Source organism: Exiguobacterium sp. s146, from assembly GCF_018618415.1.
In the GTDB taxonomy this organism is placed as follows: domain Bacteria; phylum Bacillota; class Bacilli; order Exiguobacteriales; family Exiguobacteriaceae; genus Exiguobacterium.
The window spans coordinates 1,236,215-1,251,417 of sequence record NZ_JACSMA010000001.1; the positions used below are offsets into that span (position 1 = coordinate 1,236,215).

A 15,203-nucleotide genomic window follows, 5' to 3' on the forward strand; every position below is an offset into this window, starting at 1 on the left:
GAAGAGAAAATCGATGTCAGATATGACGTCTCTCCTCTCATGTGAAATCAAAAGATCTTGTACCAATACAACGTCATGTCGATATTCGGATTGCCGATTTGCTTCAGCGTGTCCACACCGCCGAGCTCGAACCCTTCTTTCGCATAAAATCGACACGCGATCACATTATCGTTCTGCGCCTCCAGCGACAATCCCAGCAACGATTGCTCTTTTGCCCACGTCTCCGCAGCTTTCATCAGCAAATGGCCGAGTCCGCTCTGTCGATACGCTTTCTGTACCGCGATATTCTCGATATAGGCAAAACGGTTCCAGTCTTTCATCACACGGATTTGTCCAATGCACGTCGTCTCGTCGAATGCCAAGAATACTTGTTTGTCCTCACCACTGATGTATGCAGACCAGTCCAGTGAATCGTCCGGGAAGCTCGTCTCATGGGTTGTCTCATATAACTGTTCCTCATGCGTCCAATCCCCGTCACAGAAGCTCGGAATGATTTTGCCGATGACCGGAAACGGATCATTCGCCTCGTTCACGACGCTGATGGAATCCTCATTCAACGCTTGAATCGAGATGTTTGGTGTTCCTTCCATTGCATCCTTCTCCTCTCTATATGTATTGACCGCTCCCGTCTAGTTTTACAGAGTAGCCACGGAGTGACGGTCTTTAAATCAAGATTGGCGGCTCTGTCGACAATACTTCGACCACGTCATTTGATGTCAGGAATACGTAATGCTGAATAGTATAAACCGTTTCATAACTAGTATCTGACTCTTCAGCCAGCCATTCTAAATAGCTCGAATCGGTCACTTGAAAGAGTGTCCATTCGCCAATAAAATCAGCCTCATAATGATTGAATAGACGATTTAGGGATTTGAGAAGCGTTCCTTCGTCTGTATTTCGATACGAGAATACAAGTCCGTCAAACAAAAATGTGTACGTGTCATCATGAACACTAGTAAACACGAGCCTTAATCCGTCTTGATCATCAATGAGAGCCTGTAACTCTAGCTTAGCCGGTAGCTCCGGGTTGACGGTCCATCTTTCCCATTTCTCCATGTGTATTCCCTTCTCCGAATCTTGAAATGTTACGAATAAGCCTTTGCTATCTATCATACATCAATTAATGATGTTCCATTCGTGGGAGTCGGCTTATCAACACGATGATATTGTCGCTTAAACCGCATTGTTCAAAACGAAATCTATTTATCTGTTTCATCATAATTAATAAACTGTGTCATTCGATTGAATCCCTCATTCATCAACATGTTAGCGCTTTATGGATTAATGTTTCAAAAATAATATTCACGCTGTTTATCCGCTCATAGGAGTTGCCTGTAATCCATTGTCATGCTATTTTTAGACAGATGATAACTTAAGGAGGAACTTGAATGAAACGTATGACAAAAGGTTTGGCAGCATCGCTATTACTCGCTGTCCCGCTCGCGGCGTGTGGTGATTCTAGCACCGATCAGGCCGAAACTTCGCGCTGGGACGAAATTAAAGAAGACGGCACGCTCACGGTCGGCACGGCGGGGACACTCTACCCGGCTTCGTTCCGCGAAGAGGACAGCGATGCGTTGACGGGGTTTGATGTCGAGCTCATGAAAGAGGTCGGGAAACGTCTCGACCTTGAAGTCCAATTCAAAGAGATGGCGTTCGACAACATGTTGACGAGCGTTCAAAACGGACAAGTCGACGTCGCGGCGAACGATATCTCGGTCACAGAGGACCGCAAAGAGAAGTTTGCCTTCTCGACGCCATACAAGTACACGTACGGGACGGCGATTGTTCGCAAGAGCGACCTGTCAGGCATCGAGTCGCTTGAAGACTTGAAAGGCAAGAAAGCCGCTGGGGAAGCGACAACGGTCTTCATGGACGTGGCACGTCAATACGGGGCCGAGGAAGTCATCTATGACAATGCGACGAACGACCAGTATCTTCGTGACGTCTCGACAGGACGGACCGACGTCATCTTGAACGATTACTATCTCCAGACGCTCGCCCTCGCCTTCTTCCCGGAGTTCGATATCACGATTCACCCGGATATCGCCTATAACCCACAGGAAGTCGCGTTCTTGATGGATAAGGAAAACGCTGAGCTTCAAGAGAACATCGACCGCGTCCTTGCTGAGATGCTTGAAGACGGCACGGTGAAAGAGTTGTCGGAAACGTTCTATAACGGTGCCGATGTCTCGGTCGAACCGGACGTCGATGCGACGATCGTCGAATTGGATTAAGCGGTCATGTTCGAAGGTGTGAAATGGGAAGCGATTTTTGACGTCGACCTGGCCGTGCGCTCGTTTCCGTATCTATTAGGCGGCTTGCCGAACACGCTGTGGATCTCGTTCGTCAGCATGTTCTTCGGCTTGTTGCTCGGTCTCGTGCTTGCCCTTGGGAAACTGTCACCTTCCCGGATGCTTCGGTTCCCGTCGACGTTTTATATCTCGTTCATGCGGGGTGTCCCGATTCTGATTATCCTGTTCATCTTATATTCAGGATTTCCATTCATCGGCATCGAATTTGCGGCGCTGACGGCGGCGATTATCGGGTTCAGCCTGAACTCGGCGGCCTATATCGCGGAAATCGTCCGGGCTGCGATTCGTGCCGTCGACCCGGGACAGGTCGAGGCGGCACGCTCGCTCGGGATGAACAAGTGGCTGACGCTGAAAGGGGTCATCTTGCCGCAAGCGACGCGAATCGCCCTCCCCCCGCTTTCGAACGTGTTCCTCGATTTGATTAAAGCGAGTTCGCTCGCCGCCATGATCACCGTCCCAGAGATTTTCAATAAGGCGAAAATTGTCGGGGGCCGGGAATTCGACTATATGACCGTCTACTTGGTCGTCGCCCTGATTTATTGGGGCATCTGTACGTTCATGTCGTTCTTCCAAGACTGGCTAGAGCGGCATTTCGAGCGCTATTTGGATACACCGAAACGATGACTGACTTGCCTCATACGGGCAGGTCAGTTTTTTTGTCGGGCGGTTATGGAGAAAATCTCGTGGTATAGTCAATCTATTCCATATTGCGATTCAAAGGAGACTTGATCACCTATGTTCTCAAAGCTAGTATTCGTCTCATCTATCCTCATTACACTTACCTATATTTTGTTCGACGGCCCAGCATGGGTCAGTGCCCTGCAGCCTTTCACAACCATGATTGTCTTGTATTACGTGATCATCGAGTTTCCGAGCCGCAAGAAAGCGAGAACGTCTTCTTCGGATTGACCGCGATTGACCTACATATTTGGCAGCACCGTTCTTTAGCGTTCCATCTCGGTCCGCGAGTGTGCTATGATTTTTATAAATATTCAGAAAATAGACGGGGGACTTACATTATGGTGCAACAATGGACGACACATTTAAACGATCAAGTGATTGGGCAGTCGAAGGCGATTAAGCTGTCGACGATCGCCCTACTCTCTGGGGGGCATGTTTTGCTCGAGGACCGACCGGGGACCGGCAAGACGACGCTCGCACGCAGCCTGGCCACGTCGGTATCGGCCGCGTTCCAACGCGTGCAATGTACACCGGATACGCTGCCGAGTGACATTTTAGGGATGGAGCTGTTCAATCCGACGACGGGCACGTTCGAACGCCGGACCGGACCGATCTTCACATCGATTCTGCTCGTCGATGAGATCAACCGGACGACACCACGGACCCAGTCGGCGCTGTTAGAGGCGATGCAGGAGCGTCAAGTGACGCTCGGTGAAGTGTCACTTCGTCTCCCGGACCCGTTCTTCGTCATCGCGACGCAAAACCCGTTCGATGGCCAAGGGACGTTCCCGTTGCCCCAGGCACAGCTTGACCGCTTCTTGTTCAAACTGTCGCTCGCCCCGCTGTCACGGGAGTCGGAACGTCGCTTGCTCCGCAACGAGCATTTGAGTGCGGCCCCGTTCACGTTGCAACAGACCGAACTTGCCGAGATGCAGCAAGCCGTCCGTGACGTCTTGTTCCACGAGGCGATGGAAGATTATCTACTCGATTTTGTCGAGGCGCTCCGTCACCACCGCGACATCGAGGTCGGACCGAGCCCGCGGGCGACCCTCGCCTATACGATGGCGGCCCGGGCCCACGCCTATATGGACGGACGGGATTACGTATCACCGGAAGACATCCGCGCGCTCGCTTTGCCGATTCTCGGGCACCGCATCGTCTTGACGGTCGAGGCGTCGCTCAAGACGAAGCCGTCCAAACTGATCAAGTCCGTTTTGGAGACCATCCCGGTCCCTTCCGAGGTGTGACATGCAACTCGTCAGCCCTCGCTACCTCGAGTCCGGGTATATGTGGCTCTTGTTCGTCGTCGGGGTGTTCACCGCCCTATACGGCAACGTCTTCCTCGCGAGTGTGATTATCGGCTTCAGCCTGTATGCCTTGATCATGCCGGAGCTGTTGTTCCGGCTCGCAGAATACGTCCATGTCGAAGTGACCGACGAGCTGAAGCTGTTCCCTAACGATGAAGAGACGTATACGATCAAACTGGTGTCGACGGCGCCTGTGCCGCTCGGTGTCGTCCGTCTGTCAGGTTACCTCCATCCGACCGTAGAGTCGGAGGAGCACGCCTTTTGGCGCCAGGAGAACTATGTTGGACGCGAGGCGGCCGTCGCCTATACGCTGCCGCTCAAGGCGATTCGGCGCGGCCCGATCCGTATGGAGGCAATCGGCATGGAAATCCGTGACCCGCTCCGCATGTTCTCGCTTTATAAGGAAGACCCGCTCGACCGGATTGGCTATGTCTTCCCCGAATTTCTTCCTTATCCGATTCCGAAGCGTCCTCCGACGTTACCGGGCGAAGAGATGGTTCGTCATAGCGCCTATCGTGACCCGGAGACGTTCCAATCGGTGGCGCCATATCACGGTCAACCGATGCGACAGCTGTATTGGTCGGCCTATGCGAAGACCGGCGAACTGCTCGCCCGGACCGAGCAACCCGTCCAAGCAAACGAATATGTCGTCGTGCTCGACTTACTGACGAAAGACGGACGCGCCCTGACCCATCAGATGGAGCGGTTAATCTCACAGGCGGCAGCCTTATGCCGCGACTTTGAGAAAGAGAACGCGAGCTATGGATTGATCGTGCCGACATTGACGAAAGAAGGCATCACCTATGACCTCGCCCCGGGGAGCGGCGAGATGCATTTCCGCAAGGTCATGACGACGCTCGCTTGTCTATCGGAACGGGATTTCCCGCTCGCCCGGTCGCTGTTCGAACGAAAAGTCGCCAAATACGGTGGCAGCCAATCGATTTTACGGCTCGGAGGTGATGGCCGATGAGACTACTTTGGTGGGTATTCGCCGCTTTCTATGTCGGTCACGCGTTTCCACTCGTCTTTCTGTTGACGCTCCGCTTGCCGCGCAACTGGCAACTTGGCGTGCAGACGACCCTGAGCATCGCCGCCCTTTGGATCTCCTATGAGATGAGCGTCACGTTGCTGTTGTTCACGTACGTCCACGCCTTTATCCGGACGCTCGACTGGACGGACCGGTACGCCATCGCCAGCGTGCTGTTCTTGATCGTCGATTGGTTGTTCCCGCCGGCTTCGCAGCCGCTCGCGATGATCGCCTTCCCGTTCCTGTTCTTGTTTTGGCAACGGAGCCTCTATTACCGCCGTGACTATAAACGGATGTTGTCGACGCTCGTCGTCGCCCTCGCCGTCGGTCTCGGACTGGCCGTGGTCATTCGGACGATCAAGGAGCTATTGTTCGGTAACCTCGTCGCCTGGATTCGTCCCATTTTCGTATGGATCGGCAGCTGGTTCGACGGCTTCAATTTGGACCCGTCTGACCGTGTCAACCGTATCCTCGTCCCGGACAACCCGAACATCGATGCCGAGACGGTCACGAACGAGACGTTGCTCGAATCGGCGACGAATCAATCGTTGTTCTTGATTGTGGCTTTTCTCGTCCTTTTGGTCGGGATGGTCGCCTTGTTCATCTACTTGCAACGCCGTAAAGAAATCCATGAGGAGGTGACGGTACCGAAGCAGCAACACCAAGCTGCAGGTGCCGTCCGTCGCGCTACACGGGCCCCGAGGCATGTCCGTTTGCTCGATGCCGGCAGACGGCTCGAACAGGCCCATCCTCGCCATCGTGAGGAGACGGTCATGGAATGGTTCGACCGCATCGGATTCACCGAAGGAAGCCGCTTCGCCATTTGGCTCGAGGCGGCCGAGTACGGAGAGAAAGAAGCCCCGGTGCCGATCGTCGAGGCGTTCGAACGCCAGGTCATCCAGACGCTCAAAAAATAAGACCAGTCAGCTCGCCGGGCGCTCCCGGACGGTCTGGCTGGTCTTTTTTAGAGGATTGGACTTAACAGGCGCGATACGCTCTCTTTGAACCGGATCCATTTCGTGCGTGTCTCATAACGTTCGAGCGTCAATCGGTCGGCGCTCTTCATATCCCGTTCGAACGCATCGATGACGGACTGGGCCACGACCTCGTCATAGACGAGCGCTGAAATTTCGAAATTGAGCCGGAAACTGCGGGCATCGATGTTCGTCGTGCCGATCGAGGCGACCTCGCCATCGATGACGAGCGTCTTCGCGTGCAGGAAGCCCCCTTCATACGTATATACCTCGGCCCCGTAGCGGACGAGCTCGGCTGCATTCGTATACGTCGCCCAGTAGACAAACATGTGGTCCGGCTTGTTCGGGATCATCAGGCGAATCTTCGTCCCAGACATGAGCGCGTTGCGGCAGGCATCGAGGAAGCTGGCGTCCGGGATGAAATAAGGGGTCTGGATATAAATCGTCTCTTTCGCCTCGGTGATCATCTTGACGAGCATGTTCTTCAAATGCTCGGTCGACAAGTTCGGACCCGATGTGACGATTTGAACCGGGGACCGGGCCGTCTCGATCAGGGCGGTCGGCCAAAGGAAGTCCCCTTTCTCGGCTCGACGCTTCGTCGGTACAGCGCGGTTCCAATCAAGGAGGAAACGTTCGAGCAATTCACGTACCGCTTCTCCTCTCATACGTAAATGCACATCACGCCAATAGCCGAACTGGCGATTCGTACCCAAATATTCATTCCCGACATTGAAGCCACCGATATAGCCGATGTCCCCGTCGATGACACAAAGTTTCCGGTGATTCCGGTTGTTGACACGGAAGTTGATGCCGAGGCGTGACGGGAAGAACGATTTCACCTCGCCCCCGTGCGCGAGAAGCTGTTTGAAATGGGAGCGTCGCAATCCCCGTGAGCCGACAGCATCATAGAGCAGGCGCACTTTGACGCCTTCCTTGGCCCGACGTGTGAGCGCCTCGATCAGCGCTTGTCCGAGCGAGTCGTTCTGGATGATATAGTACTGGATGTTGATCTCCTGCGTCGCCATCTCAATGTCGTGAAATAACGCCTCGAACTTTTGCTCGCCGTCATGGATGACCTGAATCGCGTTATGATATGTCATGAGTGCATGGGTGGACGATAGATTCAAACGGGCGAGTCGGCGATATTTGGACAAGAGCGGGTCAAGCGCGAACAGGCCTTCATGCGCATCGAGCTTGGTCGACTGGTCGTCGACGTGTTTGGCGTACTCATGGCGCCGTTCCTCGTCGACTTGATAAAAGTTGTTCGATTTGATCAAGCGGCCGAAAAAAATGTAAATGAAGAATCCGAGCAACGGGATGAAAAACAGCACGAGCAACCAAGTCCAGGTCGAACCGATGTCACGCCGCTCAAAGAAGATGATGGTGACGGCGAACGTCACGTTCAGGACAATCAGTACGATACCAAGAATACTGATGATGATTTCAGTTGGGAGCATCTCGACGCCTCCTTTATCCTCTAGTTTACCCGATGACGGGCAAAACGAAATGCTCGTTTACAGATACCGCGTCTACAACACAAAAAACACCGCGCATGCGGTGTTTTTGGGGTAAATCGATTAGTTTAAGATTGTGATTTGAACTGATTTACGACCGAAGTTGAGTGCTTGCTCTTGTGTCGGCATCAAGAGGTCGATTTTGTTACCTTTGATGGCGCCGCCAGTATCTCCAGCGATTGCTTCGCCGTAGCCTTCGACATAAACTTTAGAGCCGAGTGGGATGACTGAAGGGTCAACCGCGATGACTTTTTGGTTCGGGTTCGAGCGGACGTCGATTCCTGTTGCCGTGATTCCTGAGCATCCTGCACAGTATGGCGTGTAAGCCGTTGCTTCCACAGTCATCGTCTTACCTGAAGCCGGAGCTTGGGTTTGCGTTGTCGACGTAGACTGTTTCGTCACTGGTGCAGATGTTGATGCTTTTGGTTTAGCGGCTGGTGCACTGTTTGCAACCGATGCTGCGTTGGCACCTTTTACAGAGAATTGTTGACCAGGGAAAATGAGATCTGATTTAAGACCGTTCCATGTCATCAATTGGTTGACAGATACGCCGTTGTTTGTCGCGATGCGATACAACGTGTCGCCTGCTTTAACTGTATACGTTTTTGAAGCGCTTGAAGCTTTAGCTTCTGACTTCGCGAGCTTCAATACTTGGTTTGGATAGATCATATTAGAGTTTAAGCCGTTCGCTCGTTTGATATCATTTACAGATACGTTGTTGTTCACGGCGATACGGTAAAGTGTATCTCCAGACTGAACTGTGTGTGTTGATGCTGCCGAAGCTGGAGCAGCGACTCCTAAACTAAGGCCAGCGAGTGCCGTTAGTGTTAATAGTGGTTTTTTCATAAGAATATTCCTCCCTTTTCTAACGCCCCCTTACTGTAACACCTGTATATTTCACTGCCGTTACAGCCTGATATGAGAGTGATATCAGTTCAGTTACAGAAGCTTTCACGGGGATGAGAGGAATCTGAATTTTTACAATCCAGATAAAAATGGCTTTGTTGAGCCGTTTTCGTCTATACTTAAGAGAAGAGAAAGGAGGTTTTAGTCTTTGGAACTATTACTGCTATATTACATTGTGACTAATTTACTAGCGTTTATGTCATTTTTCCTCGATAAACGCCGTGCAAAATCAGGGGAATGGCGAATTTCAGAACGAACGTTACTCATTCTCGTCTGGATCGGTGGAGCATTCGGGGCCTATCTCGCGATGCGCCTCTTCCGTCATAAGACGTTGAAGCCGATGTTTCGGATTGGTGTCCCGGTCGCCATCCTCGTCCATGCCGGAATCACAGGTTGGTTCATCTTCTGACGCCATTATATAGAAGAAACTCGTTCGAGCCGTCTCGCGGAAATGAATTCAAAATGTCCGGATTGACGCTTGATGGCGAGGGAACGAAGTCTCCATCCGGTGCGAAATTGAAATAAATGTTCGATTGTTGAGGTGTTGGGATGAATGTCGAAGAGAACATGATTGATGTTCAGTCGTGGACCGGACGAACGATGGAGATCGGGTTCACGATGACTGCACAGTTTCAAATCTGGCTAGTAACACAAGGAGAGGTCGAGGTCCGAGTGAACGGTACCCGTTCAAGGCTTCGTGCCGGGATGGCATTGTTACTCGACCGCGGACAAATCACCAAAGTCGAGCGGACCGATGATTCGTTCCACATGACGATGGTCCAAGTCGACCCGTTCGACTTAATGGCCGCGCCGCTCGCGGATTGCTATGTCACCCCGTTCATCGAGACGATTGGCCATCACGTGCTGCATCCGACTGAACCGGGTCACAAAGCCGTCCTCGAGACGCTTCATAAAGTAGTCCGGAGTTTACAGAAAGACTCGGCTTTCGCGTTGCTCGATGCGACACTACAACTCGCCGTCGTCTGGCGCTACTGGATTCAACGGCCACCCGTGACACGGCTGCATGGGCAGGAGCGCATGCAGCGTATGATTTCCTATATACACGACCATGACACGATGAAGCTGTCGCTTGAAGACATCGCTGCTGTCGGCGGATTGAGCCGGGCCGAGTGTTGCCGCTATTTTACGAAATGGGGAGACACCTCACCGCTCGCCTACGTCCAAGTCGTCCGGATGCAACGGGCCGCACGTCTGTTGCGTGATACGGACATTCCGGTCGCTGAAGTGGCGAACCGGCTTGCCTTCACGAGCGTGAGCCATTTCGTCCAGACGTTCAAGAAAGTACATAATCGGACGCCGCTCGCGTTTCGCAAATTGAATACATAACAAAAGCCGACACGCGTGTCGGCTTTTCTCGTTACAGGGCGGTCCAACCGCCGTCTGCTTTCAATACGTCGCCATTGACGAAACTCGAATCGTCGGAGGCGAGGAACAACGCGACTTTGGCAATCTGCTCCGGTTCACCCATCGGCGCCTCCCCTGCCCCTTGGATGGCACGCATCCCGAGCTCGCTCGGTGCGGTGATGGTGGCACCGATATTCGTATTGACCCCGCCCGGTGCGATGGCGTTGGCCCGAATCTTGTTGAACGTGCCGTACGTGGCGGCAATGTTTTTTGTCAGGCCGATAAGTGCGTGCTTCGAGGCGACGTACGAGGCACCGCCCCGTGTCCCGAACAGACCGTCGACCGAGGCGTTATTGATGATGACGCCACCCGATTCTTGCTTGTCCATGACGTTGATGGCGGCCCGGGCCAATTTCATCGGTCCAGTCAAGTTGACGGCGATGACCCGGTCCCATACTTCGTGGGTCACTTCGCCGACGGTCAAAAAGTTGTCCATGATCCCGGCGTTGTTGACCAAGATGTCGAGCGAACCGAACGTGCTCGTCGCCGTCTCGACCATCTTGTCGATATCTTCCTGTTTCGTGACGTTCCCGGCGACACCGACGGCTTCCCCGCCGCTCGCTTTAATGTCTGAGGCGACCGCTTCGACCGAATCCGCATTCATGTCGACGGCGACGACGCACGCCCCTTCCTCGGCAAACAGTTTGGCGATGGCCCGCCCCATTCCTGACCCGGCCCCGGTGACGAGCGCCGTCTTACCTGATAATTTTCCACCGCATTCCTCCTTATTGAGACAACTGAAGAGCGACAGAGAAAATGACAAGTGCACCCTGCTCACGTGTCATTATTCTATACCAGGATTTTTGAAGAAGTGTGTGTCCACTTGGAAATATCTTCTTCTGTTATGAAAGACCGTCCCGTACAATAAAAGATATACATATATGAAGAGTTAGAACGAATTTTTTTGCTCATAAGGAGTGTGGAATACATGAACCGTCAGCAAAAGATTGTCCTCATTCTCGTGTTCACGTTGTTGTTATCATCCGGAGTTGCCTGGGCATTTGATTCGACGAAGCAGCCACAGCTGCCCGATGGAGCGCAACCGATTCTCACCTACCCTGTTGATGACCGTGACATGAGTCTTCGCTTTTTCAAGAACAGCTTTGCTGTCGACGAATGGAGCGACGATATGTCCACGCAAGGTATCGGGCTTGAAATTACCATTGACGATCGCGTTGAGTCGATTACATCGCGAACGCTGTCAGAAGAAAATCTCACATGGTCAATCGATGGCCGAACGTGCGGAGATACGTCAGCATGTTCCCCATACGAGATCCTTTATGGGATGAACCACGGCGAGACGAGCCGGGTCGTCGTCGAGTTGAACGGGGAACGGTTCGAACCGGAGCTGTTGAAGACGAAGGCCGGGAATAATGTCTGGTTCGTGCTCGTCGACGAAATCGAGTCGATTGAGTCGATCGCTGAATATGATGCTGAAGGGGATATATCGTACCGCTTTAATAACTAAAAAAGAGACGGAGGACGGCTGTCCTCTCATCTCTTAGCGTTCACAAGCGATACCGTCTTTATCACGATCTTTTGATTTGTTCGCTTCATACAGCGAACTGTTGGCGTAAGGCTTGTACTTCGTCTTCCCGCCTTTGTTTTTCGTCGTCTTCGTTTTAGCGACCCCGCCTTTGTATGTCTTATTCAGCTCGGTACAATTCTTAAATTTTTTCGGTGCGGCGTCCACGGTCTCTGACGACGCGACACTGAGCGTGAACAACGCGATCCCAGCGATGGTCGCGCGAAGTAATTACTTCATGATTGTTTCCTCCTTGATCACAAACGATATGCGTTACCATTCTCGTTCATTATAGGAGGGATTAGGATAACTAACCTGATTTATAAAATGTTCAAATGAAAGGACCATCACATTGACCTTATCACCGTTTCATATCGACAATACGAATGAACAACTCTATCAAGGGAATTTGCTTGTCTCAGAACACGAGATGGTTGAACCGCTTACTTTGGAGCTTATCGAACGGTTGGTATTTGGTCCTGAGGCCATCAGGTGTTTGATCACCCGACACCATTCTTCGCGGAGGATCCAGTTAGAAGAACAGCCACTCGACCAATTACAGCAAATGTGGGAAAAGACATTCAAACACCACCTCACCTTTAATCATGCGTTTTCTCTTGACGATTTTCCGAATGGATCTTGTTGGACGATACGCGTCTGGCAAGGACAGGATTGTTGGTATCTTGTCTTCACCGAGCATCACTAATTTCGTTGTTAACAAACCAGCAAAGGAAGGGAATTAGTTATGGACTTACTTATATTGATGCAGGACCGGGCCCTCCCGCTACTGTTGCTCGCACTGTTTCTCATGCTGAACGTGGTGTTTGTCATCGGGATTTGGAAGCGACGTCTTCACTGCTCCAAAGCATTTCTCGTGTTCGCGAGCTCGCTTGCATTCCTCCTCATGACGTCGTCGGTCATCCTGATCCTATTCACAACGTTCATCGGCTACAACCAGTGATGTCTGCTATCCGATGACATCCGTATCGAAATCATCGAGTCCCTTTACGATGTTCGAAGTATGATGAGTGCAGAAAGGAGGGAATGCAGATGCTTGAGTCATTGAACCGATTGATGGACCATATCGATCAACACCTAACAGAAGACATCACGAGTCAGGACATCACCCGCATCGTCGGAGTGTCGGACTATCATTTTCGACGCATGTTTTCGTACATGGCCGGGATGACGCTCAATGAATACATCCGAAACCGTCGATTATCCGAAGCGAATAAGGACTTGATTCATGGCAAATCGGTCACGGACGTGGCCTATATGTATGGATACCAATCCGTCGACGGCTTCTCGCGGGCGTTTCGAGACTGGTGCGGCTTTTTACCGTCAGAAGTGATCAAGAACAAGATACAAAAGTCATTCCCGAAATTCACATTCTTTATCGACATCAAAGGAGGAATCTCGATGGAATTCAAACTAGAACAAAAACCTTCCTTCAACGTCGTCGGCGTGTCGAAACGCGTCCCGATTCAGTTTGAAGGGGTGAACCATTCAATTGTCGCGTTGGCACAGTCCATCACGGAGCAACAGCGTAGCGAGATGCATCAGTTGGCGGACCTCTATCCGCACCAAGTGCTCAACGTATCGTACGACTTCGATGAAGGCTATTTGGACGAACAAGGTTCACTGACGCACATGATTGGCTTTGCGACAACGCAACACAATCCGTATGAAGACCTTGAACAGATTACAATCGAGTCGAACCTATGGGCCGTCTTCCCAAATACCGGCCCGTTCCCGGAAACGCTGCAGGAGACGATGGCCAAGACTTATGCCGAATGGCTACCGACGTCTGGGTACGAGCTGGCCGACTTGCCGAGCATCTCGTTCACGAAGCATGACGGACCATCACACAACGTCTATAGCGAAGTGTGGGTAGCGGTCAAACCAAAAACAACATAAGCACAGAAAAATACCTCCTGAAGACGGGCGTCTCTGGGAGGTATCGTCGTTTATTTCGAAGGCTCGTAGGCGAGCGCTTCCCCGTTCGTCTCGATCACATGCTTGTACCAATCGAACGAATCTTTCTTCATCCGCTCCATCGAGCCGTTGCCCTCATTGTCACGGTCGACGTAAATCATACCGTACCGTTTCTTCATCTCACCCGTCGTGAACGAGACGATGTCGATGATGCCCCACGGTGTGTAACCAATCAAGTCGACACCATCATAGACGACCGCTTGTTTCAGCTGCTCGATGTGTGCCTTCAAGTAGTCGATGCGGGCCGCATCATGAATCTTCCCGTCGACGATCTCATCGACGGCCCCGAATCCGTTCTCAACGATGAAGAGCGGGATTTGATAACGGTCATACAACCGGTTGAGCACGTAGCGGAGGCCGACCGGGTCGATTGCCCAGCCCCAGTCGCTCGACTTGATATACGGGTTCTCGACACCGTTCGGCAGACCGCCGTTGACGATGTCCCCGCTGTTGTCGGCGACGACGTCACTCTTCACGGTCGTCGACATGTAGTAGCTGAACCCGAGATAATCGACGGTCCCGTTCTTCAAGATTTCTTCGTCTCCATCAAGGAACGGGATCGTGTAACCTTCCCGCTCGAATTCGTTCAAGGCGTAGCTCGGATAGACCCCGCGCACTTGCACGTCAGGGAAGAAGTAGCGCTGACGCATCATCTCTTCGGCGAGCATGACGTCGTCCGGGTTCGACGAGTATGGGTAGATTGGCACGTGAGACACCATCGCCCCGATCTCGAAGTCCGGGTTGATTGCTTTCCCTTTCGCGACGGCGAGCGCACTCGCAATCAATTCGTGATGTCCCGTCTGATACATCACTTCACGGGCGTTCTCCCCGTCTTCGGCGATGACACCGGAGTTCGTCCATAAGAAGAGCGGGTTGTTGACGTCCATCTTGTTGTTGATCTCGTTGAATGTCATCCAGTATTTGACCTTGTCTTTGTAACGGTCGAAACACACTTCGGCGAAACGGACGAAATGGTCGACGACTTTACGGTTGCGGAACCCGCCGTACTCACGCGCGAGGTGGAGTGGCATCTCGAAATGCGACAACGTGATGATCGGTTCGATGCCGTGCTTCAATAGCTCGTCGAACAAGTCGTCGTAGAATTGTAGACCGGCTTCGTTCGGCTCTGCATCGTCGCCGTTCGGGAAGATCCGGCTCCAGCCGATTGAGGTACGGAGGCACTTCAAGCCCATCTCGGCGAAGAGCGCGATGTCTTCTTTATAACGGTGGTAGAAGTCAATGGCCTCATGGTTCGGATAAAACTCGTCCGGCTCGACCTTGTCTGTGATGCGACGTGCGACACCGTGGGCGCCTGCCGTCAACACATCAACGACACTCGGTCCTTTCCCGTCGGCGTCCCAGCCGCCTTCAAATTGATGCGCGGCAAGAGCGCCACCCCATAGAAAGTCTTTTGGTAATGTCTTCATATGTGTTCCTCCTTGTTCGAGATACCAATGATGAATCGTACACGTCAAGTATAATTGTACCGGTACAATTATACAAGTACGATACATTTTGTATTCTCGACGAAATG

The 15,203-nt window shown here is 52.2% G+C and carries 17 protein-coding genes; 10 read left to right on the forward strand and 7 right to left on the reverse strand.

The window, feature by feature from the left end:
* Positions 1–47: 47 nt before the first annotated feature.
* Positions 48–590, reverse strand: coding sequence for a GNAT family N-acetyltransferase (locus KNP83_RS06385; RefSeq protein ID WP_214761528.1), 543 nt, complete (start codon positions 588–590; stop codon positions 48–50).
* Between the two features lie 73 nt (positions 591–663).
* Positions 664–1,056, reverse strand: coding sequence for a hypothetical protein (locus KNP83_RS06390; protein ID WP_214761529.1), 393 nt, complete (start codon positions 1,054–1,056; stop codon positions 664–666).
* Positions 1,057–1,388: 332 nt separating this feature from the next.
* Here KNP83_RS06390 and KNP83_RS06395 point away from each other — a divergent pair, with 332 nt between their 5' ends.
* From KNP83_RS06395 to KNP83_RS06415, 5 genes are all read left to right on the forward strand, one after another.
* Complete coding sequence (locus KNP83_RS06395; protein WP_214761530.1) at positions 1,389–2,237, forward strand: transporter substrate-binding domain-containing protein; 849 nt, start codon at positions 1,389–1,391, stop codon at positions 2,235–2,237.
* A 6-nt stretch (positions 2,238–2,243) separates the two neighbouring features.
* The gene (locus KNP83_RS06400) at positions 2,244–2,939 is read left to right on the forward strand and encodes an amino acid ABC transporter permease (protein ID WP_214761532.1); all 696 of its coding nucleotides are present in this window, start codon (positions 2,244–2,246) and stop codon (positions 2,937–2,939) included.
* 395 nt (positions 2,940–3,334) lie between these two features.
* On the forward strand, positions 3,335–4,243 hold the full coding sequence (locus tag KNP83_RS06405; RefSeq protein WP_029595449.1) for an AAA family ATPase: 909 nt from the start codon (positions 3,335–3,337) through the stop codon (positions 4,241–4,243).
* Between the two features lies 1 nt (position 4,244).
* Positions 4,245–5,273: a DUF58 domain-containing protein gene (locus tag KNP83_RS06410; RefSeq protein WP_214761534.1), complete on the forward strand. Its 1,029-nt coding sequence runs from the start codon at positions 4,245–4,247 to the stop codon at positions 5,271–5,273.
* A complete protein-coding gene (locus KNP83_RS06415) occupies positions 5,270–6,247 on the forward strand; it encodes a hypothetical protein (RefSeq protein WP_214761536.1) in 978 nt (325 codons plus the stop codon). The genes KNP83_RS06410 and KNP83_RS06415 overlap by 4 nt, the downstream gene beginning before the upstream one ends.
* A gap of 47 nt (positions 6,248–6,294) precedes the next feature.
* Here KNP83_RS06415 and cls read toward each other — a convergent pair whose 3' ends face one another.
* Together cls and KNP83_RS06425 are read right to left on the reverse strand one after the other, a co-directional pair.
* Complete coding sequence (gene cls, locus KNP83_RS06420; RefSeq protein ID WP_214761538.1) at positions 6,295–7,761, reverse strand: cardiolipin synthase; 1,467 nt, start codon at positions 7,759–7,761, stop codon at positions 6,295–6,297.
* A gap of 120 nt (positions 7,762–7,881) precedes the next feature.
* Positions 7,882–8,664, reverse strand: a complete 783-nt coding sequence (locus tag KNP83_RS06425) for a LysM peptidoglycan-binding and 3D domain-containing protein (protein WP_214761540.1) — start codon at positions 8,662–8,664, stop codon at positions 7,882–7,884.
* A gap of 208 nt (positions 8,665–8,872) precedes the next feature.
* On the opposite strand from KNP83_RS06425, the gene KNP83_RS06430 reads away from it, so the two are divergent.
* Together KNP83_RS06430 and KNP83_RS06435 are read left to right on the forward strand one after the other, a co-directional pair.
* On the forward strand, positions 8,873–9,133 hold the full coding sequence (locus KNP83_RS06430; protein WP_251130438.1) for a DUF1294 domain-containing protein: 261 nt from the start codon (positions 8,873–8,875) through the stop codon (positions 9,131–9,133).
* 140 nt (positions 9,134–9,273) lie between these two features.
* A complete protein-coding gene (locus KNP83_RS06435; RefSeq protein ID WP_214761541.1) occupies positions 9,274–10,071 on the forward strand; it encodes a helix-turn-helix transcriptional regulator in 798 nt (265 codons plus the stop codon).
* Positions 10,072–10,102: 31 nt separating this feature from the next.
* Here the strand turns inward: KNP83_RS06435 and KNP83_RS06440 are convergent, their stop codons facing one another.
* A complete protein-coding gene (locus KNP83_RS06440) occupies positions 10,103–10,912 on the reverse strand; it encodes a glucose 1-dehydrogenase (RefSeq protein WP_285801540.1) in 810 nt (269 codons plus the stop codon).
* 165 nt (positions 10,913–11,077) lie between these two features.
* Here KNP83_RS06440 and KNP83_RS06445 point away from each other — a divergent pair, with 165 nt between their 5' ends.
* Positions 11,078–11,617 carry a hypothetical protein gene (locus KNP83_RS06445; protein ID WP_214761543.1) on the forward strand — a complete coding sequence of 180 codons (540 nt, stop codon included), beginning with the start codon at positions 11,078–11,080 and terminating at the stop codon, positions 11,615–11,617.
* Between the two features lie 33 nt (positions 11,618–11,650).
* Here the strand turns inward: KNP83_RS06445 and KNP83_RS06450 are convergent, their stop codons facing one another.
* Positions 11,651–11,881: an excalibur calcium-binding domain-containing protein gene (locus tag KNP83_RS06450; RefSeq protein ID WP_353048524.1), complete on the reverse strand. Its 231-nt coding sequence runs from the start codon at positions 11,879–11,881 to the stop codon at positions 11,651–11,653.
* A 538-nt stretch (positions 11,882–12,419) separates the two neighbouring features.
* Here KNP83_RS06450 and KNP83_RS06455 point away from each other — a divergent pair.
* Together KNP83_RS06455 and KNP83_RS06460 are read left to right on the forward strand one after the other, a co-directional pair.
* A complete protein-coding gene (locus tag KNP83_RS06455; RefSeq protein ID WP_214761545.1) occupies positions 12,420–12,635 on the forward strand; it encodes a hypothetical protein in 216 nt (71 codons plus the stop codon).
* Positions 12,636–12,724: 89 nt separating this feature from the next.
* Positions 12,725–13,591 (forward strand): AraC family transcriptional regulator, encoded by an 867-nt coding sequence (locus tag KNP83_RS06460; protein ID WP_214761547.1) that lies wholly within the window; start codon positions 12,725–12,727, stop codon positions 13,589–13,591.
* A 50-nt stretch (positions 13,592–13,641) separates the two neighbouring features.
* Here KNP83_RS06460 and bglA read toward each other — a convergent pair whose 3' ends face one another.
* The gene (gene bglA, locus KNP83_RS06465; RefSeq protein WP_214761549.1) at positions 13,642–15,096 is read right to left on the reverse strand and encodes a 6-phospho-beta-glucosidase BglA; all 1,455 of its coding nucleotides are present in this window, start codon (positions 15,094–15,096) and stop codon (positions 13,642–13,644) included.
* Positions 15,097–15,203: the final 107 nt, after the last annotated feature.

Coding starts and splice junctions, on each gene's coding strand:
- KNP83_RS06385 (WP_214761528.1), bottom strand. CDS start 590: ATGGAAGGAACACCAAACATCTCGATTCAAGCGTTGAATGAGGATTCC.
- KNP83_RS06390 (WP_214761529.1), bottom strand. CDS start 1,056: ATGGAGAAATGGGAAAGATGGACCGTCAACCCGGAGCTACCGGCTAAG.
- KNP83_RS06395 (WP_214761530.1), top strand. CDS start 1,389: ATGAAACGTATGACAAAAGGTTTGGCAGCATCGCTATTACTCGCTGTC.
- KNP83_RS06400 (WP_214761532.1), top strand. CDS start 2,244: ATGTTCGAAGGTGTGAAATGGGAAGCGATTTTTGACGTCGACCTGGCC.
- KNP83_RS06405 (WP_029595449.1), top strand. CDS start 3,335: ATGGTGCAACAATGGACGACACATTTAAACGATCAAGTGATTGGGCAG.
- KNP83_RS06410 (WP_214761534.1), top strand. CDS start 4,245: ATGCAACTCGTCAGCCCTCGCTACCTCGAGTCCGGGTATATGTGGCTC.
- KNP83_RS06415 (WP_214761536.1), top strand. CDS start 5,270: ATGAGACTACTTTGGTGGGTATTCGCCGCTTTCTATGTCGGTCACGCG.
- cls (WP_214761538.1), bottom strand. CDS start 7,761: ATGCTCCCAACTGAAATCATCATCAGTATTCTTGGTATCGTACTGATT.
- KNP83_RS06425 (WP_214761540.1), bottom strand. CDS start 8,664: ATGAAAAAACCACTATTAACACTAACGGCACTCGCTGGCCTTAGTTTA.
- KNP83_RS06435 (WP_214761541.1), top strand. CDS start 9,274: ATGAATGTCGAAGAGAACATGATTGATGTTCAGTCGTGGACCGGACGA.
- KNP83_RS06445 (WP_214761543.1), top strand. CDS start 11,078: ATGAACCGTCAGCAAAAGATTGTCCTCATTCTCGTGTTCACGTTGTTG.
- KNP83_RS06455 (WP_214761545.1), top strand. CDS start 12,420: ATGGACTTACTTATATTGATGCAGGACCGGGCCCTCCCGCTACTGTTG.
- KNP83_RS06460 (WP_214761547.1), top strand. CDS start 12,725: ATGCTTGAGTCATTGAACCGATTGATGGACCATATCGATCAACACCTA.
- bglA (WP_214761549.1), bottom strand. CDS start 15,096: ATGAAGACATTACCAAAAGACTTTCTATGGGGTGGCGCTCTTGCCGCG.